Annotated in this window: 12 protein-coding genes and 1 tRNA gene; 8 read left to right on the forward strand and 5 right to left on the reverse strand. The window is 68.1% G+C overall.

Features of this window, described 5'->3' with window-relative positions:
* The first annotated feature begins 39 nt into the window (after window positions 1-39).
* The 4 genes from ACL58G_RS28915 to ACL58G_RS28930 are packed head-to-tail and all read left to right on the forward strand — an operon-like array spanning window position 40 to window position 4,020.
* Window positions 40-1,167, forward strand: a complete 1,128-nt coding sequence (locus tag ACL58G_RS28915) for a glycosyltransferase family 32 protein (RefSeq protein ID WP_440963941.1) — start codon at window positions 40-42, stop codon at window positions 1,165-1,167.
* Window positions 1,164-2,360, forward strand: a complete 1,197-nt coding sequence (locus ACL58G_RS28920; protein ID WP_440963942.1) for a hypothetical protein — start codon at window positions 1,164-1,166, stop codon at window positions 2,358-2,360. The genes ACL58G_RS28915 and ACL58G_RS28920 overlap by 4 nt, the downstream gene beginning before the upstream one ends.
* Entirely contained in the window at window positions 2,357-3,190 is an 834-nt protein-coding gene (locus ACL58G_RS28925; RefSeq protein WP_440963943.1) for a glycosyltransferase, read from the forward strand. The genes ACL58G_RS28920 and ACL58G_RS28925 overlap by 4 nt, the downstream gene beginning before the upstream one ends.
* The gene (locus tag ACL58G_RS28930) at window positions 3,187-4,020 is read left to right on the forward strand and encodes a glycosyltransferase family 2 protein (RefSeq protein ID WP_440963944.1); all 834 of its coding nucleotides are present in this window, start codon (window positions 3,187-3,189) and stop codon (window positions 4,018-4,020) included. Before ACL58G_RS28925 ends, ACL58G_RS28930 begins: the two co-directional genes overlap by 4 nt.
* On the opposite strand, the gene ACL58G_RS28935 is transcribed toward ACL58G_RS28930, so the two are convergent.
* The 5 genes from ACL58G_RS28935 to acs all read right to left on the reverse strand — a co-directional run bounded on the left by ACL58G_RS28935 (window position 4,017) and on the right by acs (window position 20,998).
* Window positions 4,017-4,805 carry a hypothetical protein gene (locus ACL58G_RS28935; RefSeq protein ID WP_440963945.1) on the reverse strand — a complete coding sequence of 263 codons (789 nt, stop codon included), beginning with the start codon at window positions 4,803-4,805 and terminating at the stop codon, window positions 4,017-4,019. The genes ACL58G_RS28930 and ACL58G_RS28935 overlap by 4 nt on opposite strands.
* The gene (locus ACL58G_RS28940; RefSeq protein WP_440963946.1) at window positions 4,802-5,548 is read right to left on the reverse strand and encodes a hypothetical protein; all 747 of its coding nucleotides are present in this window, start codon (window positions 5,546-5,548) and stop codon (window positions 4,802-4,804) included. The genes ACL58G_RS28935 and ACL58G_RS28940 overlap by 4 nt, the downstream gene beginning before the upstream one ends.
* 34 nt (window positions 5,549-5,582) lie before the next feature.
* Window positions 5,583-16,682 carry an ESPR-type extended signal peptide-containing protein gene (locus tag ACL58G_RS28945; RefSeq protein ID WP_440963947.1) on the reverse strand — a complete coding sequence of 3,700 codons (11,100 nt, stop codon included), beginning with the start codon at window positions 16,680-16,682 and terminating at the stop codon, window positions 5,583-5,585.
* A gap of 182 nt (window positions 16,683-16,864) precedes the next feature.
* Complete coding sequence (locus ACL58G_RS28950; RefSeq protein WP_440963948.1) at window positions 16,865-18,919, reverse strand: tetratricopeptide repeat protein; 2,055 nt, start codon at window positions 18,917-18,919, stop codon at window positions 16,865-16,867.
* Window positions 18,920-19,006: 87 nt separating this feature from the next.
* Window positions 19,007-20,998, reverse strand: a complete 1,992-nt coding sequence (gene acs, locus ACL58G_RS28955; RefSeq protein ID WP_413387119.1) for an acetate--CoA ligase — start codon at window positions 20,996-20,998, stop codon at window positions 19,007-19,009.
* 201 nt (window positions 20,999-21,199) lie between these two features.
* Between acs and ACL58G_RS28960 the strand changes: the two genes are divergently transcribed.
* The 4 genes from ACL58G_RS28960 (at window position 21,200) to ACL58G_RS28975 (ending at window position 24,521) form a co-directional block, all read left to right on the forward strand.
* Window positions 21,200-21,811 carry a TIGR00645 family protein gene (locus ACL58G_RS28960; protein WP_413387118.1) on the forward strand — a complete coding sequence of 204 codons (612 nt, stop codon included), beginning with the start codon at window positions 21,200-21,202 and terminating at the stop codon, window positions 21,809-21,811.
* 36 nt (window positions 21,812-21,847) lie between these two features.
* Window positions 21,848-23,383, forward strand: coding sequence for a fumarate hydratase (locus ACL58G_RS28965; RefSeq protein ID WP_413387117.1), 1,536 nt, complete (start codon window positions 21,848-21,850; stop codon window positions 23,381-23,383).
* Window positions 23,384-23,502: 119 nt separating this feature from the next.
* Window positions 23,503-24,342 (forward strand): glutamate racemase, encoded by an 840-nt coding sequence (gene murI, locus ACL58G_RS28970; protein WP_440963949.1) that lies wholly within the window; start codon window positions 23,503-23,505, stop codon window positions 24,340-24,342.
* Between the two features lie 103 nt (window positions 24,343-24,445).
* A tRNA-His gene (locus ACL58G_RS28975) sits at window positions 24,446-24,521 on the forward strand.
* Window positions 24,522-25,125 lie beyond the last annotated feature (604 nt).

The following is a 25,125-nucleotide window of genomic DNA, read 5'->3' on the forward strand; positions in this document are numbered from 1 at the left end:
ACGCATGCTGGGCTACAATAGGCCTCTCCGGTCTCATCCATGAACCTGTTCAGCATACTCATCGCCGACCAGCCGCCCGATGCCCCGCCGCGCCTGCCGCCGGCGGTCGCACGCAACATCGGCTCGTTCAAGGAACACCATCCGGGACTGCCGCATCGCCTGTACGACCAGCCGGCCATCCGCGCCTTCCTGCGCGCGCACATGGAAGCGGACGTGTGCCGCGCCTACGAGGAACTGCTTCCGTACGCATACCGGGCCGACCTGGCGCGCCTGTGCCTGTTGCACGAGTTCGGCGGCGCCTATGCCGACCTGTCCGTGTTCTTCCATGCCGGGCTGCCGCTCGAGTCCGGCAAGCTCGTCGTGTTTCGCGACCGCGCGGTGGATGCCCCGTGGATCGTCAGCAACACGATCATCGCGGCGCCCGCCCGCCTGCCCGCGTTCGAAGCCGCGATCCGCATGATCGTCGCCCATTGCCGCCGGCGCTACCGCGGCGTGTCGTCGCTGTGCCCGACCGGTCCCGTCCTGTTCGGCAAAGCCATCGCGTTGCACTGCGAGCCGGAGCAGATCCACTTGGGCGAGGTGATCAACGTCGCCCAGCGCGAGACGACCGAGACGCTCGCGTTCGTCGACGCGACGAACGGCACGCTGGTCGCCTACCGCGCCAAGTCCGCGGCCGGCCTGGACGTCCTCGGCATGGACGCGGGCGTCAACAACTACAACGACTTCTACAACGCCCGCCTCGTGTACGCCAGCGACTTTCCGGTCATCATCAAAGCGGACTTCCTCGCCGCCCATGGCGCTCCCGGCGGCCGGCTCGAGGGCACGCATTGGCTCCTCGCGCGCGACGGGGGCGATGGCGCGCTCGCCGCCGCCGGCCGGTGTCGCCTGCCGTTCCCGTTCGCGGCCGGCCGCCACCGCGTGCTGCTCGACCTGGCCTGGGCGACGCCCGGCGAGGTGGGTCTGGCCGCCACGGCGCACGGCTCCGGGGCGACGCTGGCCTGCGCGCGCCGGCGCATCGACGCGACCGGCCCGACCAGCGTGACGCTCGACCTCGACGTCGAAGCGAGCCGCAAGGACATCGTCATCGACATCCTCGCCGCGCCCGGCGCCCGCGTCGCGGTGGCCGGACTGCGCATCGAGCGGCTGCAAGGAGACATACCGACATGATCAAGTATATTTCCTATGGCGACACGACCGGCTATGGGCTGGCGGGGCTCGCCTACCTGCGCGGCCTGGTGAATCTCGGGCTGGACGTCCACTGGCAGCCGATGTTCTGGGGCGCCGACGGCCTGCAGCCCTGGCTGCCGGCCATGCCCCCGCAACTGCTCGAGGTCGTGCGCGCCGCCGGGGCCGACCCCGCGCTGCGCGATCTCGGCCCGCTGCTGCAGCGCACCGCCGCCCCGCGCGACTACCGCATCGTCGTCGCCCACCTGGTGCCGGAATACCTGCCCGCGTGCCTGGAACCCGGCAAGGCGAACTTCGCCTACTGCACCTGGGAATCGGATCGCATACCGGCGCACTGGCCGGCCATCCTGAACCGGTTCGACGGCGTCCTGGTACCGTCGACGTTCAATGCCGAGGTGTTCCGGGCCGGCGGCGTGACCGTTCCGCTGCATGTGGTGCCGCACATCCGCCGCCACGCGCACGACGACGTCGCGCCCGGCCAGCTCGACGACATGCGCCGCCAGCTCGGCATCCCCGCCGGGCACCACGTGTTCTACACGATCGGGGCCTGGATGCTGCGCAAGGACTTGCCGCGCCTCATCGAAGCGTTCGTCGAGGAATTCGACGCCGACGAGCCGGCCGCGCTCTGCATCAAGACCTCGACCCGGCCCGTCCATTTCCCGCTGCCGCACGAAGCCGGCAGGACGTCGCTGCAACTCGTCGAGACGCAGCTGGCGGCCCTGCGCGCGCGGCTCGGGCGGCCCCGCCTGCCGCCCGTCGCGGTGCTGGCCGGCGACGGCGTCAGCGGCGCCTGGATCGACCGCCTGCACCGGCTCGGCGACACCTATGTCTCGCTGACGCGGGCCGAAGGCTGGGGCATGGGCGCGTTCGACGCCGCCGCGCTCGGGCGTCCGGTGCTCATGACCGGCTGGAGTGGCCACCTGGACTTCCTCGGGCGCGACCATCCCGGCCTGATCGGCGGCACGCTGGCGCCGATCGACTGGCCCGGCACCTCGTACGGCCCCGACCACCGCTGGGCCGTCGCCGACGTCGCCGACGCGCGCAGCAAGATGCGCTACCGCTTCGTGCACCGCGGCCAACCCGATCCGCACGCCCGCCTGCTCGGCGAACGGATCGCCAACCTGTACGCCGAGGGGCCGGTGATGCGGCGCTTCCGGCACGCGATCGGAGCATGAGCATGGTGCCGCGCCTGTTTCACTTCGTATTCGGCCTGAAGGAACAGACCGAGCCCTTCCACCTGGCGCATTACCTGTGCCTGGAATCGTGCCGCCGGATCAACCGTCCGGACGCGATCTGGTTCCATTACGCCAACGAACCCCATGGACCGCTGTGGGAGCGGATCAAGCCGCACCTGACGCTGCGCCCGGTGACCCGCGCCGCGCTGCCGCTGGCCGCCTATGCCGCCTCGGAAGAAGGCCGCGGCATCGCCGCCGCCGGCTGGAGCTATGCGCACGAGGCCGACTTCATCCGCCTCCAGGTCCTGCGCGAGCATGGCGGCGTGTATGCCGACATCGACACGCTGTTCGTCGCGCCCATGCCCGACCACCTGTACGGCCACGCCTGCGTGCTCGGCGACGAAGGCGCGCTGCCCGACGAACGCGGCATCCTGCGGCCGTCGCTGTGCAATGCGCTGATCCTCGCCGCGCCGGGGGCGCCGTTCGTCGCGCGCTGGCTCGACGCCTCGTACGGCGCGTTCGACGGCAAATGGACCAGCCACTCCTGCCAGCTCGCGAGCCGCCTGTGGGAACAGCATCCGGAACTGGTCCACGTCGTGCCGCGCCAGTACTTCTACCGTCACCCCTGGACGCCGGACGGCATGCGCAACCTGTTCGAGCGGCTCGACCCGGACGTGCGCGACGTCTTCAGCCTGCACTTGTGCAGCCACCTGTGGTGGAGCGCGGAGCGCACCGATTTCACCCGCTTCCACGCCGGCCTGCTGACCGAGGACTACGTGCGCGCCGGCGCCACCACCTACGCCATGCTGGCGCGGCCGTTCCTGCCATGAGCGGCGCCGCCCTGGCCGACTTCCTGCCGCAACCCGGCCGCGGCGTCGATTTCAGGCTGGGCCAGGACGGCGTCCTGGTCCAGCGGGGCCGGCTCGACCTGGTGGCGTTCCCGCGGCAACCGCTCGTCTCGTGCCTGATGGTCACGCGCGGCCGCCTGTTCCCGGCGCGCTTCGCCGTCGACGCCTTCCGCAGCCAGACGTGGCCGGAGCGCGAACTGGTGCTCGTCTGCGACGCGCCGGGCACGCCGATCGAGGCGCATTGCCGCGCGCTCGACGATCCGCGCATCCGCGTGGTGACGCCGGACCGGCCCGCCGGCAGCCTGGGCGAACTGCGCAACCTCTCGCTCAGGGCCGCGCGCGGCGACTGGATCTGCCAGTGGGACGACGACGACCTCTACCACCCGCAGCGGCTCGAACTCGGCATGCTCCTGCTGCAGTCGATGCAGGCCGACGCCATGTTCCTCAGCCGCTGGCTGCTGTGGTCGCCGGCGGCGCGGCGCCTCGGCGTGTCCGGCGCGCGCGAATGGGAAGGGTCGATGCTGGCGCGCCGCGCCGCCGTCCCCGACTATCCCGGGCTGGCGCGCGGCGAGGACACGGAAGTGATGCACGCCATGCTGCGGCGCGGCCGCATCGCGCTGGTGGACGCGCCCTGGCTGTACACGTACGTGCAGACCGGCGCGAACACATGGACGGCCCGGCATTTCGAGGCAATCTGGGAAGCGGCCACGCTGGTGGAAACGGAAGCGCGCTACGCCGCCGCGCTGGCCGCCCTCGAGGCCCAGGGCCCGTATCGCGCGTACGCGACGGCGGCCGCGCAGCGGCCGGACTAGGCGCCGCGGCTCGAGCCGGCCTTCGGCGCGACGTGGGCCTCGACGCCGTGCGCGCGCATGAATTCGACGCGGCGCGCATGCAGCGCATCGTTCGGGTCGAGCGCGCAACACACGGTCGCCGCCCCGGTGCAGCCGTGGGGCTCGCGACGCAACTGTTCGAACACCAGCCGGTCCTCGCCGTCGCCGCTCGCGAACGCCGCGCACGACCACAGGTGCACCACATGCAGCAGCTGCAGCTTGTCGATCGCCAGCCCGCTCGGGCGCACAAAGCCGCCGAAGGACTCGGCGTAGATGCCGCGCCCGACGCCCACGCTCTCGAGCCCGTCCACGCAGAGTTCCTGTCCGGTATTGCCGTCCGCGTAGATCGAATACGAGTACGCCCATTTCTTGCCCTCGATCGCTTGCAGGATGCGGGCGCAATGGTCTTCCTTCAGCCAGTCGTCGTCGTCGAGGTAGACGACCACGCGGCTGTCGGCGAGCAGTGTCAGCGCGGAGCGCAGCGAGCCGCCGTAGTACGAGGCGTGCGGTCCGCCGTGGCGCTGCGACGTCGAGTAGCCGAGGTTGATCAGCGTAACCGTCACGTGTGGCGGGCATTCGGGCGCCAGCTCGTCCAGCAGCGCCGCCAGGCGCCCGTCCGGGTCGCAGTCGACGCCCAGCAAGACCTGGATGCGGCCGCCCTGCCCGTCCGCGAGACGTTGCCGGAACACCGAGCGCACCGCGCGCGCCAGCGAGGCGCGGCAGGTGGTGACGATCGCCACGGCGACGGCATGGCGGCTCGGGTTCATAGCGGCCGCAGGGCGAACGGATAGGCGTCCGCGCCGGCGCGCCGGGCAACGCGCAGGCGCACGTCCTCGGCGCCCTGCGCGCCCGGCCGGTGATGGGTCCCGTCGCGCTGCGGCGCGTGGGTCGAGGCCAGCCCGACGTCGTTGAAAAAGAGCGGCAGCGTGGCCGTATAGCAGATGGCGCGGCGGTACAGCAGGTGGTCGGCCACCAGCTTGCCCCAGGCATGCACGCCCGTCAGGTCGAGGGCGACGCCGTCCGGGCAGTAGCGCGCCAGCAGGGCCTGCATGCCCCGGCGCGACACCACGTAGGCGCCCGCCGAATAACATGCCGGCTCCCATTCGTGCCACAGGATGCCGTGCCGCAGGTACAGCTCGCCCAGCTCGAGCACGACCGGCGCATGGCTCACGTGCAGTTGCAGGATCTCCCAGTCGGGCGGCGCGGTGGCCAGCAGGGCCGCGCCGTCGAACAGGTGGTGCGAGCGGACGTCGTCCTCCAGCACCAGCGCAACGGCGGCGCCCGCGCGGTACGCGGTGCCGACGGCGCGCAGGTGCGACGCCATGATCGCCAGCTCCGGCAGCGAATTGACGAAGGGTTCGCGCACGCGCACCGGCGGCAGCGTGTCGGGCGTCACGGCGTCGATGCGCGCGTGGACGACGCCGGCGCGGTCCAGGAACGCCTGCGCCAGCGCGCGCCGCTGCGCGTCGGCGGCGCGGTTGATCCAGAAATGCGGTAGTCCTTCGAGCATGCGCAGCAGTCTATCCCAAATGCGCCGCCCGCAGTCAGAACACCGCGCGCACGCCGGCGTTGCCGCCGACCTGGTAATAGCCGCCGCGACCCTCGCCGGTGACGCCGTAGTACAGGTAAGCGCCCTTCCCGACGTGCAGCGTGCCGGTTACGCCGCCCTGCACGAAAGCGCGGCCCACGCCCGGCGCACCGATGGTGACGCGCTCTCCCGCCAGCCAGGCCGACCGGGTCGGCCGCAGCAGGCCGCCGGCATCGACGCCCGCGCCCAGGTTGACGCGATAGGTCGAGGCCCGCAACGGATCGGCGTTGCGGGACGCCGCCGCCAGGCCCGCCTGCAGGCGAGTGCCGGTCGCGGTGTCGCCGTCCACCGTCAGGGCCGCCGCCGATGCCGGCGTTTCCGCCAGGCCGTCCCGTTCGACCCGCTGCACGGTCAACCGGGCGAACGGCTCCACCTTGGCGCCCAGGAGTTCGCGCTCGGCGCGCACGCCCACGCCGAGCAGCGCCGCATTGCCGCCGGCATGCGCGCTCAGGCCGGACGATGTGGCCAGCGGATCGGCGCGCCGGCTGTCGGCCTTGTCGCGGCCGACGCTGCCGATGCCGTCGAACGTCAGGCCGTCGACCGTGGTTTCGCCATACACGAATACCTTGTTCTGGCGCAGCTTGCCCGTATCGTCGCCGGCCGACACGTCGGTATGGGCGTAGCTGGCGCCGACACCGAGGCGATAATCGGCGCCGCGCAGCACGTCCAGGCCCGCGGTGACCTGCAGGCGATCGGCCTTGAAACCCGACGCGTCGGCGTCGCCGCTCCACTTGCCGCGGGTGCCCGCGAGGTCGAGCCAGAGCGCGCGGTCGCCATCGTCGGCGGTATGCTTGAGCACGCTGCGCTGCAGGTTCCATCCGGCCTGCGGCGCCGCGGCGGCCAGGCTGCCGTGCACTTCGCCGGACAGCCCGCGCAGCAGGCCGCCGAGCCGGTCCGCGGTCGCGGAACCGACCCGGTACAACAGCAGGTCCTGCCGTTCGCCGGCGCGGCCCGACTGGTCGAGGTCGACGATCCGGTCGAGCGCGCCCGCCACCGCGCGGCTGTTCGCGTTGCCGCCACGGCTCCAGTCCGCGTACGACGCCGGCAGCACCTTCAACTCGATGCTGTTGTTGCCGCCGACGTTGTAGAACGCGGCCATGCGGGTACCGTCCATGCCGTCCGGCTGGACCAGCGTGTCGAAGCGCCCGGCGATGCCGCCGTCAGCGGTCACGATGCGGAAGCTCTGGCCCAGTTCGGGCTTGAGCGGCGCCGAACCATAGCCCGCCTCGTCGGGCGAATACAGGTTCTTCAGCGTCGGCGCCAGCGTGGCGCCCGGTTCGATCGTGAAGCGCTTGCCGCCGACGACGTGCAGGTAGGAGTAATACCCGGGCGCGCCGACCGGCGCCGTGGGCGTGGCTTGCGCGGTGCCGCCGATGTCTTCCTTGTACGTGCTGCCGGCGGCCATCGTGATGTTCGAATCGGCCGTCAGCATGCCCGGCGAATTGCCTGGCGAGAGCGTGCCCTGCACCAGCAGGTCGCCCTTGACGGTGCCGCTGCCGCCCAGCGTGGCGCCGTGCGCCACCGTCACCCGGCTGTTGAAGAGGCCGTTCGCGAGCAGCTTGCCTTCCAGGACGCAGGTGGCGTCGATATTGGCGTTGCCGGTGACGTTCAGCGTGCCCTGGCCGGTCTTGGTGAAGCAGCCGTCGCCCGCGCCGGTCGACAGCAGGTCGCCCGCCAGCGTGGTCGTGGTGTTGGCCTCGGTGTTGATGTTGGTCGAGCGGCCCATGCGGATGTCCTGGCCGGTCGCGATATCGACGGTCGCGTAGATCGTGCCGGCGTTGAACGTCATCACGCTGCCCCATCCGAGGCCGTAGGCGTTCGTCACCTTCACCAGGCCGTCGTTGATGGTCAGGCCGCCGGTCCATCCATCGCCCGGCGCGTTGGCGCTGCCCTGGCCACCGCCGTTGTCGCCGCCGAGCACCAGCGTGCCCTGGCCTTCCTTGACCAGCCGGCCGTCGCCGCCGATGTTGCCGTTCAACGTGACGACGCTGTCGGCGCCCTCGGCGTCGAGCACCCCGTTGCGCGCCGTGATCGTGAAGGCGCGGTCCGACGTCATGCTGCCGGTGGTCTGCAACGTGCCGCCGTCGAGGACCAGCCGGTTGCCGGCGGCGCCCAGGTTGGCGTCGCTGTCGATGCGCAGGATGCCGTCCCGCGACACGGCCGTATCGCCGGTATAGGTGTTGGCCGCATGCAGCGCCACCGTTCCGTGCTCCACCTGCAGGCCGCCGTTGGCGAGCACGCCGCGCAGGACCAGCGTACCGGTGCCCTGCTTGACCAGCGTGCCGCTGCCGCCGACCGTGCCGTTCTCGGTGGTCACGGTGCCGGCGTCGACATCGACCGTACCCCGGCCCGTCAGCGCCAGGCCGCGCTCGTGCGTCAGGTCGGCGCTGGTCTGCCAGGTGCCGTTGTCGAGCTCGAGTGCGGCGCTACCCTTGCCGAGGTTGGCGTCGGCATAGGTCCGCAGCGTGCCGCCGCTGACCACCGTCTTGCCGGTATAGTCGTTGGCGCCGTCGAGCGTGAGCGTGCCGCCTGTGACCTTCAGGCTGCCGCTGCCGGCAATATTGCCGCCGAAGCGGCCGGCGGCGGCGGTGACGGTCAGGTCGTTCGCGCCCAGCAGGACGCTGCCCGAGCCGCTCAGGCCCTTGATCGCCACGCCGTGGGCCGCGCCCGAGACGTCGAACACGCCATCGTCGCGCACCGCGCTGCCGGCAATGCTGCCGGCGCCGGACAGCGCCAGCGCTGCCCCGCCGGCGATCGAGGTCGTGCCCGTGTAGTCGTTGACGCCGCCGAGGGAGATCCTGCCGCCGTCGACGGACAGGCCGCCCGCGCCCACGATGGTGCCGGCAAAGAGGCCGGCCGCCCGGCTCAGCGCCAGCGTCTGCGCGCCCAGGTAAATGGTGCCCGCACCCGAGACGGTGCGGACCGTGGCCCCGCGGTCGGTGCCGCTGATGTCGAACCTGCCGTCCACGTCCACGCCGCTCGAGCTGGCGATGCTGCCCTGCCCGCTCAGCGCCAGCGTGGCGCCGCCGCCGATGTAGGTGGCGCCGCGGTAGGTATTGTTCCCGGCCAGGGTCGCCGTGCCGCCCGTCAGGTTCAGGGCGCCGTCGCCGGCGATCGTGCCGCCGAAGACGTCACGGGCGGCCGTCAGCGTGAGCGTCTGGCTGCCGAGCTGGACCATGCCGTCGCCGGCGAGCGACTGGATGGTCGCGCCGGCGTCAGCCACATTCAGCGTGCCGTCCGCCACGACCCGGCTCGATGCGGCGATCAAGCCATTGCCCGCCAGCGTCAGCGTGGCGCCCGCCCCGATCGAGGTCGCGCCGGTGTAGGCCTGCGTGGTCGTCAGCGCCTGGCTGCCGTCGGCGATGGCGATACCGCCCGAGCCGCTGATGCGGCCGTTGAAGGCGCCGGCGGCATCGGTCAGCGTCAGGGTGTGGCCGCCCAGCAGCACGGCGCCGGAGCCGCCGAGGCTCTTGACCGCCGCGCCGCCCGTGCTGGCCGACACGTCCAGCGTGCCATCGGTCTGCACGCGGCTGTTGCCGATGCTGCCGTTGCCGGCCAAGGCCAATGTCGCGCCGTGCGATACCGCCGTGGTGCCGGTGTGCGTATTCACGCCCGTCAGGGTTTCGGTGCCGGCCGCGATCGCCAGGCCGCCCGAGCCGTGGATGCTGCCGGCGAACGTATCGCCGGCATTGGTCAGCGTCAGGGTCTGGCCGCCCAGGAGCACGGCACCGGAGCCGGACAGCGTGCGCACCTGCGCGCCGTTGCCGGTCGCGGCGATATCGAGCACGCCGTCGTTGGCGACGCCGCTGGACAGCGCGATGCTGCCGGAGCCGGACAGCGCGAGGCCGCCGTCGTGGCCGATCGACGTGGCGCCCGTATTGGTATTGGTACCGGCCAGCGTCTCGGTGCCGCCCGCGATCGTCAGGCCGCCCGAGCCGTGGATGCTGCCAGTAAATGTATCGCCGGCATCGGTCAGCGTCAGGGTCTGGCCGCCCAGCAGCACGGCGCCGGAGCCGCCGAGGCTCTGGACCGCCGCGCCGCCCGTGCTGGCCGACACGTCCAGCGTGCCATCGGTCCGCACGCGGCTGTTGCCGATGCTGCCGTTGCCGGCCAGGGCCAATGTCGCGCCGTGCGATACCGCCGTGGCGCCGGTGTGCGTGTTCACGCCCGTCAGGGTTTCGGTGCCGGCCGCGATCGCCAGGCCGCCCGAGCCGTGGATGCTGCCAGTAAATGTATCGCCGGCATCGGTCAGCGTCAGGGTCTGGCCGCCGAGCAGCACGGCGCCGGAGCCGCCGAGGCTCTTGACCGCCGCGCCGCCCGTGCTGGCCGATACGTCCAGCGTACCATCGGTCTGCACGCGGCTGTTGCCGATGCTGCCGTTGCCGGCCAGGGCCAATGTCGCGCCGTGCGATACCGCCGTGGCGCCGGTGTGCGTGTTCACGCCCGTCAAGGTTTCGGTGCCGGCCGCAATCGCCAGGCCGCCCGAGCCGTGGATGCTGCCGGCGAACGTATCGCCGGCATTGGTCAGCGTCAGGGTCTGGCCGCCGAGCAGCACGGCACCGGAGCCGCCGAGGCTCTGGACCGCCACGCCGCCCGTGCTGGCCGATACGTCCAGCGTGCCATCGGTCTGCACGCGGCTGTTGCCGATGCTGCCGTTGCCGGCCAGGGCCAATGTCGCACCGTGCGATACCGCCGTGGTGCCGCTGTGCGTATTCACGCCCGTCAGGGTTTCGGTGCCGGCCGCGATCGTCAGGCCGCCCGAGCCGTGGATGCTGCCGGCGAATACGTCCTGCGCATCCGTCAACGTCAACGTCTGGCCGCCCAGCAGCACAGCACCGGAGCCAGACAGCGAGCGCACTTCGGCGCCGTTGTCCGTGGCCGCGATGTCGAGCACGCCGTTGTTGGCTACACCGCTGGACAGCGCGATACTGCCCGACCCGGACAGCGCCAGCGCGCCGCCCTGGTCGATCGAGGTGGCGCCGTTATAGGTGTTGGTGCCGGCCAGGGTTTCGGTGCCGCCCGCGATTGTCAGCCCGCCCGAGCCAAGGATGCTGCCGGCGAACGTATCAGCGGCATCCGTCAGCGTCAGCGTCTGGCCGCCCAGCAGCACAACGCCGGATCCGGACAGCGAGCGCACTTCGGCGCCGTTGTTTGTCGCGGCAATATCGAACACACCGTTGTTGGCGACGCCGCTGGACAGAGCGATGCTGCCCGAGCCGGATAGTGCGAGACCGCCTTGGTCGATCGACGTGGCCCCGGTATAGGTGTTGGTACCGCTCAGGGTTTCGATACCGCCCGCGATCGTCAGCCCGCCCGAGCCGTGGATACCGCCGGCGGATACGTCCTGCGCATCCGTCAACGTCAACGTCTGGCCGCCCAACAGCACGGCGCCAGAACCGGACAAGGTACGCACCTGCGCACCATTATCCGTGGCGGCGATGTCCAACAAACCGTTATTGGCGACGCCACTGGACAGAGCGATACCGCCCGAACCGGACAGCGCCAGCGCGCCGCCCTGATTGATCGACGTGGCGCCGGTATAGGTATTGGTACCGCTCAGGGTTTCGATGCCGCCCGCAATTGTCAGACCGCCCGAACCGTGGATACTGCCCGCAAACGCATCGCCGGCATCCGTCAGCGTCAACGTCTGGCCGCCCAGCAGCACGGCACCGGATCCGGACAGCGAGTGCACTTCGGCGCCGTTGTTCGTGGCCGCGATGTCAAGCACGCCGTTGTTGGCCACACCGCTGGACAGCGCGATGCTGCCCGAACCGGACAGCGCCAGTGCGCCGCCCTGGTCGATCGAGGTGGCACCTGAATAGGTATTGGTACCGCTGAGCACCTGCGTGCCGCCCGCGATCGTCAGGCCTCCCGAGCCGTGGATACCGCCGGCGAATACGTCTTGCGCATCCGTCAGCGTCATGGTTTGGCCGCCCAGCAGCACAACACCGGAGCCGGACAGCGTGCGAACTTCGGCGCCGTTGTTTGTCGCGGCAATGTCGAGCACGCCGTTGTTGGCGACGCCGCTGGACAGAGCGATGCTGCCCGAACCGGACAGCGCCAGCGCGCCGCCCTGGTCGATCGAGGTGGCGCCGTTATAGGTGTTGGTGCCGGCTAGGGTTTCGATGCCGCCCGCGATTGTCAGACCGCCCGAGCCGTGGATACCGCCGGCGAATACGTCCTGCGCATCCGTCAACGTCAACGTCTGGCCGCCCAACAGCACCGCGCCCGAACCGGACAAGGTACGCACCTGCGCACCATTATCCGTGGCGGCGATGTCCAACAAACCGTTATTGGCGACGCCACTGGACAGAGCGATACCGCCCGAACCGGACAGCGCCAGCGCGCCGCCCTGATTGATCGACGTGGCGCCGGTATAGGTATTGGTACCGCTCAGGGTTTCGATGCCGCCCGCAATTGTCAGACCGCCCGAACCGTGGATGCTGCCGGCGAACGTATCGCCGGCATCCGTCAGCGTCAACGTCTGGCCGCCCAACAGCACGGCACCGGAGCCGGACAGCGTGCGCACTTCGGCGCCGTTGTCCGTGGCCGCGATGTCGAGCACGCCGTTGTTGGCGACGCCGCTGGACAGCGCGATGCTGCCCGAACCGGACAGCGCCAGCGCGCCGCCCTGGTCAATCGACGTGGCGCCGTTATAGGTGTTGGTACCGCTCAGGGTTTCGATGCCGCCCGCGATTGTCAGCCCGCCCGAGCCAAGGATGCTGCCGGCGAACGTATCTCCGGCATTGGTCAGCGTCAGGGTTTGGCCGCCGAGCAGCACAGCACCGGAGCCGGACAGCGTGCGCACTTCGGCGCCGTTGTCCGTGGCCGTGATGTCGAGCACGCCGTTGTTGGCTACACCGCTGGACAGCGCGATGCTGCCCGAACCGGACAGCACGAGACCGCCTTGGTCGATCGACGTGGCGCCGGTATAGGTATTGGTACCGCTCACGGTTTCGATGCCGCCCGCAATTGTCAGACCGCCCGAACCGTGGATGCTGCCGGCGAACGTATCGCCGGCATCCGTCAGCGTCAACGTCTGGCCGCCCAGCAGCACGGCACCGGAGCCGGACAGCGTGCGCACTTCGGCGCCGTTGTCCGTAGCCGCGATGTCGAGCACGCCGTTGTTGGCGACGCCGCTGGACAGAGCGATGCTGCCCGAACCGGACAGCGCCAGCGCGCCGCCCTGGTCGATCGAGGTGGCACCTGAATAGGTATTGGTACCGCTCAGGGTTTCGATGCCGCCCGCGATTGTCAGCCCGCCCGAGCCAAGGATGCTGCCGGCGAACGTATCTCCGGCATTGGTCAGCGTCAGGGTTTGGCCGCCGAGCAGCACAGCACCGGAGCCGGACAGCGAGCGCACTTCGGCGCCGTTGTCCGTGGCCGCGATGTCGAGCACGCCGTTGTTGGCTACACCGCTGGACAACGCGATGCTGCCCGAACCGGAAAGCGCGAGGCCGCCGCCCTGGTCGATCGAGGTGGCACCTGAATAGGTATTGGTACCGCTCAGGGTTTCGATGCCGCCCGCGATTGTCAGCCCGCCCGAGCCAAGGATGCTGCCGGCGAACGTATCGCCGGCATTGGTCAGCGTCAGGGTTTGGCCGCCGAGCAGCACAGCACCGGAGCCGGACAGCGTGCGCACTTCGGCGCCGTTGTCCGTGGCCGTGATGTCGAGCACGCCGTTGTTGGCTACACCGCTGGACAGCGCGATGCTGCCCGAACCTGACAGCGCCAGCGCGCCGTCCTGGTCGATCGATGTGGCGCCGGTATAGGTATTGGTACCGCTCAGGGTTTCGATGCCGCCCGCGATTGTCAGCCCGCCCGAGCCAAGGATGCTGCCGGCGAACGTATCTCCGGCATTGGTCAGCGTCAGGGTTTGGCCACCCAAGAGCACCGCACCGGAGCCGGACAGCGTGCGCACTTCGGCGCCGTTGTTTGTCGCGGCAATATCGAACACGCCGTTGTTGGCGACGCCGCTGGACAGAGCGATGCTGCCCGAGCCGGACAGCGCCAGTGCGCTGACCTGGTCGATCGATGTGGCGCCTGAATAGGTATTGGTACCGCTCAGGGTCTCGATGCCGCCCGCGATCGTCAGCCCACCCGAGCCGTGAATACCGCCGGCGAATACGTCCTGCGCATCCGTCAGCGTCAACGTCTGGCCGCCCAGCAGCACAGCACCGGATCCGGACAGCGTGCGCACTTCGGCGCCGTTGTTCGTGGCCGCGATGTCGAGCACGCCGTTGTTGGCTACACCGCTGGACAACGCGATGCTGCCCGAACCAGAAAGCGCGAGGCCGCCGCCCTGGTCGATCGAGGTGGCACCTGAATAGGTATTGGTACCGCTCAGGGTTTCGATGCCGCCCGCGATTGTCAGACCGCCCGAACCGTGGATGCTGCCGGCGAACGTATCGCCGGCATCCGTCAGCGTCAACGTCTGGCCACCCAGCAGCACCGCACCGGAGCCGGACAGCGTGCGCACTTCGGCGCCGTTGTTTGTCGCGGCAATATCGAGCACACCGTTGTTGGCGACGCCACTGGACAGCGCGATACCGCCCGAACCGGACAGCGCGAGGCCGCCGCCCTGGTCGATCGAGGTGGCACCTGAATAGGTATTGGTACCGCTCAGGGTTTCGATGCCGCCCGCGATTGTCAGCCCGCCCGAGCCAAGGATGCTGCCGGCGAACGTATCTCCGGCATTGGTCAGCGTCAGGGTTTGGCCACCCAAGAGCACCGCACCGGAGCCGGACAGCGTGCGCACTTCGGCGCCGTTGTCCGTGGCCGCGATGTCGAACACGCCGTTGTTGGCGACGCCGCTGGACAGCGCGATACTGCCCGACCCGGACAGCGCCAGCGCGCCGCCCTGGTCGACCGACGTGGCGCCGTTATAGGTATTGGTACCACTGAGCACCTGCATGCCGCCCGCGATTGTCATTCCGCCCGAACCGTGGATGCTGCCGGCGAATACATCCTGCGCATCCGTCAACGTCAACGTCTGGCCGCCCAGCAGCACGGCACCGGAGCCGGACAGCGTGCGCACTTCGGCGCCGTTGTTTGTCGCGGCAATGTCGAACACACCGTTGTTGGCGATGCCGCTGGACAGAGCGATGCTGCCCGAGCCGGACAGCGCCAGCGCGCCGCCCTGGTCGATCGAGGTGGCGCCGTTATAGGTGTTGGTACCGCTCAGGGTTTCGATGCCGCCCGCGATTGTCAGCCCGCCCGAACCGTGGATGCTGCCGGCGAAGGTATCGCCGGCATCCGTCAGCGCCAACGTCTGGCCGCCCAGCAGCACAGCACCGGAGCCGGACAGCGAGCGCACTTCGGCGCCGTTGTTCGTGGCCGCGATGTCGAGCACGCCGTTGTTGGCCACACCGCTGGACAGCGCGATGCTGCCCGAACCGGACAGCGCCAGCGCGCCGCCCTGATCGATCGAGGTGGCACCTGAATAGGTATTGGTACCGCTCAGGGTTTCGATGCCGCCCGCGATTGTCAGACCGCCGGAGCCAAGGATGCTGCCGGCGAACGTATCTCCGGCATTGGTCAGCGTCAGGGTTTGGCCGCCGAGCAGCACAGCACCGGATCCGGACAGCGAGCGCACTTCGGCGCCGTTGTTTGTCGCGGCAATATCGAACACGCCGTTGTTGGCGATGCCGCTGGACAGAGCGATGCTGCCCGAGCCGGACAGCGCCAGCGCGCCTCCCTGGTCGATCGACGTGGCGCCATTATAGGTATTGGTACCGCTGAGCACCTGCATGCCGCCCGCGATCGTCAGCCCGCCCGAACCGTAAATGCTGCCCGCAAACGTATCGCCTGCATCCGTCAACGTCAACGTCTGGCCGCCCAGCAGCACAGCACCGGAGCCAGACAGCGAGCGCACTTCGGCGCCATTGTCCGTGGCCACGATGTCGAGCACACCGTTGTTGGCGACGCCGCTGGACAGCGCGATGCTGCCCGAACCGGACAGCGCCAGTGCGCCGCCCTGGTCGATCGACGTGGCGCCGAAATAGATATTCGTACCGCTGAGCACCTGCGTGCCGCCCGCGACGTTCACGCCGCCGAAACCGGCGATCATGCCTGCAAAGGTGTCGCCAGCATTGGTCAGCGTCAGCGTCTGTCCGCCCAGCCACACCGTTCCCGAACCGGACAGCGATGTCACCTGGGCGCCATTGTCCGTGGCGGCAATATCGAACACGCCGTTGTTGGCGACGCCGCTGGACAGCGCGATGCTGCCCGAACCGGACAGCGCCAGTGCGCCGCCCTGGTCGATCGACGTGGCGCCGAAATAGATATTGGTACCGCTGAGCACCTGCGTGCCGCCCGCGACGTTCACGCCGCCGAACCCGGCGATCATGCCTGCAAAGGTGTCGCCGGCATTGGTCAGCGTCAGCGTCTGTCCGCCCAGCCACACCGTCCCCGAACCGGACAGCGAGTTCACCTTGGCGCCGTTGTTCGTCGCGGCAATGTCGAACATGCCGTTATTGAGCAAGCCGCTCGACAGGGCAATGCTGCCGGAACCCGACAGGGACAGGCCCGCGTATTGGTCGACCTGGGTGACGCCCCCATGGACGTTCACACCGCCCAGCGTTTCGTAGCCGCCGGCGACCACCAGGCTGCCGGAACCCTGCAGCGTGCCGAGATAAAAGCCGTCCGCGGCGGTCAAGGTCAGCGTCCTGGCGTCCATCAGCACGGTCCCGGAACCCGACAGGCTGACGAGGTGCGAGCCGGCATCCGTGCCGGTGATATCGAGCGTGCCATCGTTCGTCAGGTTCGTGCCGGCCAGCAAGGCATTCGAGCCGTCGCCGTCGGAGACCGACAACGATGTGCCAGCGGGAATATAGTCCGACATGCCCTGCTGCGCGAACGACACGAGCGGAAACAGCGCGAGCAACGCAGTCGCCAGGAGCGTCCGGGCGCCGGAATAAGCGCCGCCCCCGTCAGGCACGCCATCTTGGCCGCGGGTCGTTCCCGCGGCGTCCTTGCCGTTGGCGCAGCCGATTTCGGCGACCGCCATGAGCATACGGCGTTTCTTGTTCCAGACGAGACGATAGATGTGATTCATGGCAGTGTGGTGTATTCCGTAAAAACAGCAAGACCGGACGAAAGGACAGCGACAAACGTTGATTATCGGCGACAAAAATGCCACTAGGGAACATTTGTTCCCGAAAAAACGAAACGATAGTAAGAGTTCGTGTGTCGAAACAACGAAAAGTAGACCTTCTGGTAACTTGACGAGGCAGCGCGTCAATACGCGATGGCAGCCAGGTCGTGCGCCACCCGCGCAACGACGTCGTCCCAGGCACCGGCATGGCGCTGGCGGTACAACCGGAGCACGCCCGGATACCAGGGCGAATCGACGCGCTCTTCCATCCAGCGCCAGTCGGGATGGATGGCCGGCAGCAGCACCCAGCAGCGCTTGCCCAGTGCGCCGGCGACATGGGCCACGGCCGTATCGACGCAGACGACCAGGTCGAGCTCCGCCACGATTGCCGCCGTATCGCCGAAGTCCGCGATTCCGGCGCCGAGCTCGAGGAGATCAAGGCCGTCCGGGCCGGCCCGCCGCGGCTCGCCGTCCATGCCGCGCTGCAGACTGACGAACGCGACGCCCGGCACCGACCACAGCGGGGCCAGGACCGACAGATCCGGCAGGGAGCGGTTCGCGTCATTGACGTGCCCGCCAAAGCCGCGCCAGACGAGGCCGACACGCATCCCGGCGGGCAGCGTATCCAGCCGGGCACGCCAGTACGCGCGGCGCGCGGGGTCCGCGGCGAGGTAAGGGAGCGTGGCCGGGATCGTCGCGAGCGTGGTCCCGGCATGCATCGGCAGGCTCAACATGAAAACCCAGAAATCGTGCGGCGCCAGGTGCCCCGCCTCGCTCATGGGGACGACGCGGTCGGCGCCGGCAGCACCGCGCAGCAAGGGCAGCAGCGCGTCGTGGCAGATCAGCGTGACCGTCCGCGCGCCGGCCGCTTTCAGCAACGGCAGGTAGCGCACGAACTGGATCTGGTCGCCGAAGCCCTGCTCCGGCCACACGGCGATGGCCTTGCCGTCCAGCGCCTCTCCGCTCCACTGCGGGAAACCGGGCGCCGGCCTAACGGCGATCGGACGCGCCAGTGCCGGATCGTGCCGGGCCTCCATCCACGGCCAGCCTTCGGCCAGCCGCCCCTGCGCCAGCAGCAGGAAACCGAGGTTCCAACGCGCTTCCGGATAGCCGGGGTCGGCGGCGATCGCTTGCCGGTACGCATCCTCGGCCTCGCCGGCACGCCCCTGGCGCTGGCGCAGGGTGCCCAGGTTGTTCAACGTCTTGGCGAGGCCGGGGCGGGCCGCGAGCGCGCGCCGATACGCAGCCTCGGCGTCGGCGTCACGCTGCATGTACTGGTAGACGTTGCCCAACGAATTCCAGACTTCCGGGTCGTGCGCGCGCCACCGCAGGCAGGTGCGCAGCGCGGCCTCGGCCTCGGCGTAGCGGCCGGACTGCGTGTACGACAGGCCGAGGTTGTGCCAGGCGTCGGCATACCCGGGGCGGCACGCGACCGCCTGCAGGTATTCCCGTTCGGCCGCTTCCGGCTGGCCCGACCTGGCCAACAGCACCGCGAAGTTGTTGTGGAGTTCGGCATTGTCCGGACGCAGCAGCAGCGCCGCCCGGTAGCACTCGGCCGCCTCGGCACGCCGTCCCAGCCGGTGCAGCAGGTCGGCGCGGTGCTGCAGGGATGCGGCGTCGGCCGGGTCGTGCGCGACGGCCTCCCCGAAGCGGCGTTGCGCCTCCTCGAAGCGCCCGAGCCGCTCCAGCACCAGTCCGAGGTTGGCGCTGGCTTCCGGATACCGGGGCCGCAGGGCCAGCGCGGCCTCGTGCGCGCCGACGGCCTGTTCGAGTCCGCCCGCCTGTTGATACAACAGGGCCAGGTTGTAATGGGCTTCGGCGTAATCGGGTTGCAGCTGCAGGGCGCGCCGGAACGCCTCCCCCGCCTCGGCGCCGCGTCCCCTCTGCTGCAACAGGATGCCGAGGTTGTTCCAGCTGGCCGCGTGCGTGGGATCGCGCGCCAGCGCCTTGCGCCAGAACGCCTCGGCATCGTCCGGCCGCCCGAGCGCGCGGGCGCAGGCCGCCGCCAGATTCAGGGCATCCACGTTCGCCTCGTCGCCCTGCAGCAAGTCGCCGATCCCGGCCAGGGCCTGGTCGAAGCGGCGCTCGTTGAACAGGGCGATGGCAAGGGCAATGCGCTGGCGCGGGTTCATGAAAGCATGGAAGACGGACGAGCCCGTATTTTCCCACGTCCACGGGCACGCGAGAACGGGCGCCATGGCGGCGCACATAAAAAAACGCCGCCCCGGTCTCCCGGCGCGGCGTCAACTCTGCTGTGACCAGTGTAACCGATCACGCCCGAATGGTCAGGCAGATTCTTTCAGTTGTTCCAGGATGGCCGGGTTTTCCAAGGTCGAGATGTCCTGGGTGATGGTCTCGCCCTTGGCCAGCACGCGCAGCAGGCGGCGCATGATCTTGCCGGAACGGGTCTTCGGCAGGTTGTCGCCGAAGCGGATCTCTTTCGGCTTGGCGATCGGACCGATCTCCTTGCCGACCCAGTTGCGCAGCTCGGCGGCCAGCTTCTTCGCTTCCTCGCCGGTCGGACGCGCCTGTTTCAGCACGACGAACGCGCAGATCGCCTCGCCCGTCGTCTCGTCCGGCTTGCCGACGACCGCGGCTTCCGCCACGATCGGGTGCGCCACGAGCGCGGACTCGATCTCCATCGTGCCCATGCGGTGGCCCGAGACGTTCAGCACGTCGTCGATGCGGCCCGTGATGGTGAAGTAGCCCGTGTCCTTGTTGCGGATCGCGCCATCGCCAGCCAGGTAGTACTTGCCGCCCAGTTCATCCGGGTAGTAGGCGCTGCGGAAGCGGTCCGGGTTGTTCCAGATCGTACGGATCATCGACGGCCACGGACGTTTCACCACGAGGATGCCGCCCTGCCCGTTCGGCACGTCGTGGCCGGCCTCGTCGACGATGGCGGCCATGATGCCCGGCAGCGGCAACGTGCAGGAACCCGGCACCATCGGGGTCGCGCCCGGCAGCGGAGTGATCATGTGGCCGCCCGTTTCCGTCTGCCAGAAGGTGTCCACGATCGGGCAGCGCTGGCCGCCGATCTGCGTGTAGTACCACATCCACGCTTCCGGATTGATCGGTTCGCCGACGGTGCCCAGCAGGCGCAGGCTGGACAGGTCGTAGTTCTTCGGATGCACCTTCTCGTCCGTGTTGGACGCCTTGATCAGCGAACGGATCGCCGTCGGCGCCGTGTAGAAGATGCTGACCTTGTGCTTGGCGATCGTCTCCCAGAAGCGGCCGGCGTTCGGGAACGTCGGCACGCCTTCGAACACGATCTGCGTGGCGCCGACCGCGGTCGGGCCGTAGCAGATGTACGTGTGGCCCGTCACCCAGCCGATATCCGCCGTGCACCAGTAGACGTCGTCCGGCTTGAGGTCGAAGGTCCACTTCATCGTCAGCGCGGCCCACAGCAGGTAGCCGCCGGTCGAGTGCTGGACGCCCTTCGGCGTGCCCGTCGAACCCGACGTGTAGAGGATGAACAGCGGATGTTCCGCATCCACCCACTCCGGCTCGCACTCGCCGCTCTGGCCGTCGACGAGGTCGTGCAGCCACAGGTCGCGGCCTGCCTGGAAGGCGATGTTGCCGCCGGTGCGCTTGTAGACGATGACGTCGCGGATCGTCTCGCAGCCGCCCATCGCCAGCGCCTCGTCGACGATGGCTTTCAGCGGCAGCGATTTACCGCCGCGCAGCTGCTCGTCGGCCGTGATGACGGCAACGGCGCCCGCGTCGATGATGCGCTCCTGCAGCGACTTCGCGGAGAAGCCGCCGAACACGACGGAGTGCGTCGCACCGATGCGCGCGCACGCCTGCATCGCGGCCACGCCTTCGATCGACATCGACATGTAGATGATGACGCGGTCGCCTTTTTTGATGCCGCGGGATTTCAGGCCGTTGGCGAATTTGCACACACGCTCGTGCAGTTCGCGGTAGGTGGCGCGGGTGACGGTGCCGTCGTCCGCTTCGAAGATGATCGCCGTCTTGTCGCCGTTGCCGTTCTCGATTTGGCGGTCGAGGCAGTTGTACGACGCGTTCAGCTGGCCATCCGCGAACCATTTGTAGAACGGCGCATTCGATTCGTCGAGGGTTTGCGTGAAGGGTTTGTGCCAGGCGACGTTTTCGCGCGCAAGGCGGGCCCAGAAACCTTCGTAGTCGCTGGCGGCTTCGTCGCACAGCTTGTTGTACGCATCCATGCCGGAAATCGCGGCATTGGCGGTGAATTGTGCGGGCGGCTGGAAGACACGGTGTTCCTGCAGTCCCTGCTGTTGGGTCTCGTTCTCGGCCATACTAGTCTCCTATTGATGATGTAGTAATTTTGCCTAATACCTTAAGCACCCACGCTTACTGAGCCCTTACACGGCCCAAGGCGGCATCCCCGCTGGCCATTCTATCAACCTTCGGCATGCCACGACGCCGTGCCGGCGACGCGCGGCGGGTGTAGAATGTTGAGCTGTCCTGACCGCCGCCGCATTGGAAAGCCCGCATAGATGCTCGATTCGCAACCCTCCTCCAGCGCACGCAAACGCAGCGCACTCGCCAATTTCATGTTCGCCAGCCGCTGGCTGCAACTGCCTCTGTATCTCGGCCTGATCCTCGCGCAGTGCGTTTACGTGTTCCATTTCTGGGTCGAACTGAAGGACCTCGTGCTGGCCGCGATGGGCAACGAAGCCGCGCTGCAGCACATCTTCCAGGCCGTCGCCGTGCCGGGCGCGCCGCTGCCGGACAAGCTGAACGAAACGACGATCATGCTCGTCGTGCTGGGCCTGATCGACGTCGTCATGATTTCGAATTTGCTGATCATGGTGATCGTGGGCGGCTACGAGACGTTCGTGTCGCGCATGTATCTCGAAGACCATCCGGACCAGCCGGAATGGCTGTCGCACGTGAACGCGTCCGTGCTGAAGACCAAGCTGGCGATGGCGATCATCGGCATCTCGTCGATCCACCTGCTCAAGACGTTCATCAACGCCAAGTCCTACGATGCGCAGACGATCATCGCGCAGACCTGCATCCACGTCGTGTTCCTGCTGTCGGCGATGGCGATCGCCTACACCGACCGGATCATGATGAATACCCAGAGTGACAACAAGCACCACTGATTCCTCCGTAATCCAAGACCCCACAGCGAGACCCACATGACTGTCATTAAACAGGACGACCTGATCGAATCGGTCGCTAGCGCCCTCCAGTACATCAGCTACTACCACCCCGCCGACTACATCCAGCACCTCGCGCGCGCCTACGAGGCCGAGCAGAGCCCGGCCGCCAAGGACGCCATCGCGCAGATCCTGACCAACTCGCGCATGTGCGCGGAAGGCAAGCGCCCGATCTGCCAGGACACCGGCATCGTCAACGTGTTCCTGAAGATCGGCATGAACGTGCGTTTCGAAGGCTTCGGCAGCGGCTCGATCACCGACGCCGTCAACGAAGGCGTGCGCCGCGCGTACAACTTCGCCGACAACAAGCTGCGCGCCTCGATCGTCGCCGACCCGCACTTCGAGCGCAAGAACACGAAGGACAACACCCCGGCCGTCGTGCACATGGAACTGGTCCCGGGCGACACCGTCGACGTGATGGTCGCCGCAAAAGGCGGCGGCTCGGAAAACAAGACCAAGTTCGTCATGCTGAATCCGTCCGACTCGCTGGTCGACTGGGTCCTCAAGACTGTCCCGCTGATGGGCGCCGGCTGGTGCCCGCCGGGCATGCTGGGCATCGGCATCGGCGGCTCCGCCGAGAAGGCCATGCTGATGGCCAAGGAGTCGCTGATGGAAGACATCGACATGTACGAACTGAAGGCACGCGGCCCGCAAAATAAACTGGAAGAGCTGCGGATCGAACTGTGCGACAAGATCAACGCACTGGGCATCGGCGCGCAGGGCCTGGGTGGCCTGACGACCGTGCTGGACGTGAAGATCAACATGTACCCGACCCACGCCGCATCGAAGCCGGTCGCGATGATCCCGAACTGCGCCGCGACGCGCCACGCGCACTTCGTGCTGGACGGCTCGGGCCCGTCGTACATCGAACCGCCGGCGCTGTCGACCTGGCCGGACGTGAACTGGACGCCGGACACGCAGAAATCGAAGAGCGTCAACCTCGACACGCTGACGAAGGAAGAAGTCGCATCGTGGCAGCCGGGCCAGACCCTGCTCCTGAACGGCAAGATGCTGACGGGCCGCGACGCCGCGCACAAGCGCATCCAGGACATGCTGGCGAAAGGCGAACAGCTGCCGGTCGACTTCACGAACCGCGTGATCTACTACGTCGGCCCGGTCGATCCGGTGCGTGACGAAGTCGTGGGCCCGGCCGGCCCGACGACGGCGACCCGCATGGACAAGTTCACCGACATGATGCTCGAGAAGACGGGCCTGATCGCGATGATCGGTAAAGCGGAACGCGGCCCGGCCGCCATCGAGGCGATCAAGAACCACAAGTCGGCGTACCTGATGGCCGTCGGCGGCTCGGCTTACCTCGTGTCGAAGGCGATCAAGTCGGCGAAGGTCGTCGGCTTCGCAGACCTGGGCATGGAAGCGATCTACGAGTTCGAGGTCAAGGACATGCCGGTCACCGTGGCCGTCGATGCGACGGGTACGTCGGTGCACCAGACCGGTCCGAAAGAGTGGGCTGCGAAGATCGAGTCGCTGAAGGGTATCCCGGTCGCAACCGCTTAAGGTTGTGCGGTACGACGTGTGAGCCCGGCCCGCGCCGCCCGCACGTCGTCCCCGCGGAGGCGGGGACCCAATTTCACTCGCAGTACCGCAACGCTTCCTGCCGGGTTACCATCTCCCCCATGAACACCCAAGCACACCCCGAAGACGCCCCCGTCGGCGTCTTCGACTCCGGCCTCGGCGGCCTGTCGATCCTGCGCCACATCCGAGCGCAACTCCCGCACGAACACCTGATCTACGTGGCCGACACGGGCTTCGCCCCGTATGGCGACAAGCCCGAACACGTCGTCGCCGAGCGTTCGCTGGCGGTGGCCCGCTTCCTCGTCGAACGGGGCGTCAAGGCCATCGTCGTCGCCTGCAACACGGCGACCATCTCCGCGGTTCGCCTGATGCGCGACACCTTCCCCGACCTGCCCATCGTCGGCGTGGAACCGGGCCTGAAGCCCGCGGCGGCGGCGACGCGCAGCGGCAAGGTCGGCGTGCTGGCCACGGAACGCACGCTGGCCGGCGCCAAGTTCCTGCAGCTGCGCGACCAGGTCACCGAAGCGACGCACGCGGAATTTTTGCTGCAGCCGTGCCGCGGCCTCGTCGACCAGATCGAACTGGGCGACACGGAGGCCACGCGCGCGCTGCTGGTACGCTACGTGACACCGCTGCTCGACCAGGGCGCCGACACGCTCGTCCTCGGCTGCACGCACTATCCGCTCGTGCGCGCCGCGATCGAGGACGTGATCGCATCGGCCGGCGCACGTGACGTCACGCTGGTGGACACCGGCGACGCCGTGACGCGCCAGCTGGTGCGCTTGCTGGATGCGGGGCGGTTGCTGCGCTCCCCTTCTGGCGATGCGCCAGGCACACTGGAGGCTTGGACCAGCGCCAGCGCCACCGCGCTGTCGGCCGCGTTCAACAGCCTGATCGGCATCGATCCGCCCGTGCACGAGGCGACGTTCGGCGAGCCGTGACGGCCGTTCGCACTGCTGGGCAAAACTCGATTTGCCAGAATGCGAATGACCCTATATAATCTCGTTCTGTCTCGGCAACAACGAGACAGCAAGCAAGACAGTGGTGGCTGTAGCTCAGTTGGTAGAGTCCAGGATTGTGATTCCTGTTGTCGTGGGTTCGAGTCCCATCAGCCACCCCAAAGAATTCGAAAGCCCAGCCTCGTGCTGGGTTTTTTGTTTTTCGGCCACACCTGTAACGTGCGGCGGTCCGCCTCAGCCGGGAAGCGCTCCCCCGGTCTCTTGAGCCATTGCACATCGACACCAAATGTCCGCGCTTGTCCGCGATCGATGACTCACCCAGTCCATCAAAATTCTCGACGGCACAGTACGACAACAAAAAGGCCAGGGACATCGCCGGCCTTTTCGTGTTGACGAGAGAGATTACCTCTTCTCGACTTTATCGCCGTTCGCCAAGAAGCACTGCTCCAACTCCGACCAACCGACCCGACATCCTTGCTTTCCTTTTTGCGGAAACCATACAGCAGAGCCATTAGAGATTTTCAGCTCGCCAAATTTCCGTTCATCTTTTCTTACTTTGAACGAAACGTCAGCCTTACCGACTTCCGTTCGGGCAAGGTGAATTTTACGGTATGAACAGTCATGTGGATTTGAAGTTGAGTGGCTGCAGAAACAAGACGACAATACGATCCGCCCTGCGAATGAAATAACATCGTTTCCTGTTTACCCGGTCCTTTTACTGCGCTAACGACCTGCTCTGAAACTTACACCCAAGAAATTTTAGTC

Origin of the sequence: Massilia sp. GER05 (genome assembly GCF_052056005.1) — a bacterium.
Lineage (GTDB): Bacteria > Pseudomonadota > Gammaproteobacteria > Burkholderiales > Burkholderiaceae_D > Telluria > Telluria orientalis.

Coding starts and splice junctions, on each gene's coding strand:
- ACL58G_RS28915 (WP_440963941.1), top strand. CDS start 40: ATGAACCTGTTCAGCATACTCATCGCCGACCAGCCGCCCGATGCCCCG.
- ACL58G_RS28920 (WP_440963942.1), top strand. CDS start 1,164: ATGATCAAGTATATTTCCTATGGCGACACGACCGGCTATGGGCTGGCG.
- ACL58G_RS28925 (WP_440963943.1), top strand. CDS start 2,357: ATGAGCATGGTGCCGCGCCTGTTTCACTTCGTATTCGGCCTGAAGGAA.
- ACL58G_RS28930 (WP_440963944.1), top strand. CDS start 3,187: ATGAGCGGCGCCGCCCTGGCCGACTTCCTGCCGCAACCCGGCCGCGGC.
- ACL58G_RS28935 (WP_440963945.1), bottom strand. CDS start 4,805: ATGAACCCGAGCCGCCATGCCGTCGCCGTGGCGATCGTCACCACCTGC.
- ACL58G_RS28940 (WP_440963946.1), bottom strand. CDS start 5,548: ATGCTCGAAGGACTACCGCATTTCTGGATCAACCGCGCCGCCGACGCG.
- ACL58G_RS28945 (WP_440963947.1), bottom strand. CDS start 16,682: ATGAATCACATCTATCGTCTCGTCTGGAACAAGAAACGCCGTATGCTC.
- ACL58G_RS28950 (WP_440963948.1), bottom strand. CDS start 18,919: ATGGCGCCCGTTCTCGCGTGCCCGTGGACGTGGGAAAATACGGGCTCG.
- acs (WP_413387119.1), bottom strand. CDS start 20,998: ATGGCCGAGAACGAGACCCAACAGCAGGGACTGCAGGAACACCGTGTC.
- ACL58G_RS28960 (WP_413387118.1), top strand. CDS start 21,200: ATGCTCGATTCGCAACCCTCCTCCAGCGCACGCAAACGCAGCGCACTC.
- ACL58G_RS28965 (WP_413387117.1), top strand. CDS start 21,848: ATGACTGTCATTAAACAGGACGACCTGATCGAATCGGTCGCTAGCGCC.
- murI (WP_440963949.1), top strand. CDS start 23,503: ATGAACACCCAAGCACACCCCGAAGACGCCCCCGTCGGCGTCTTCGAC.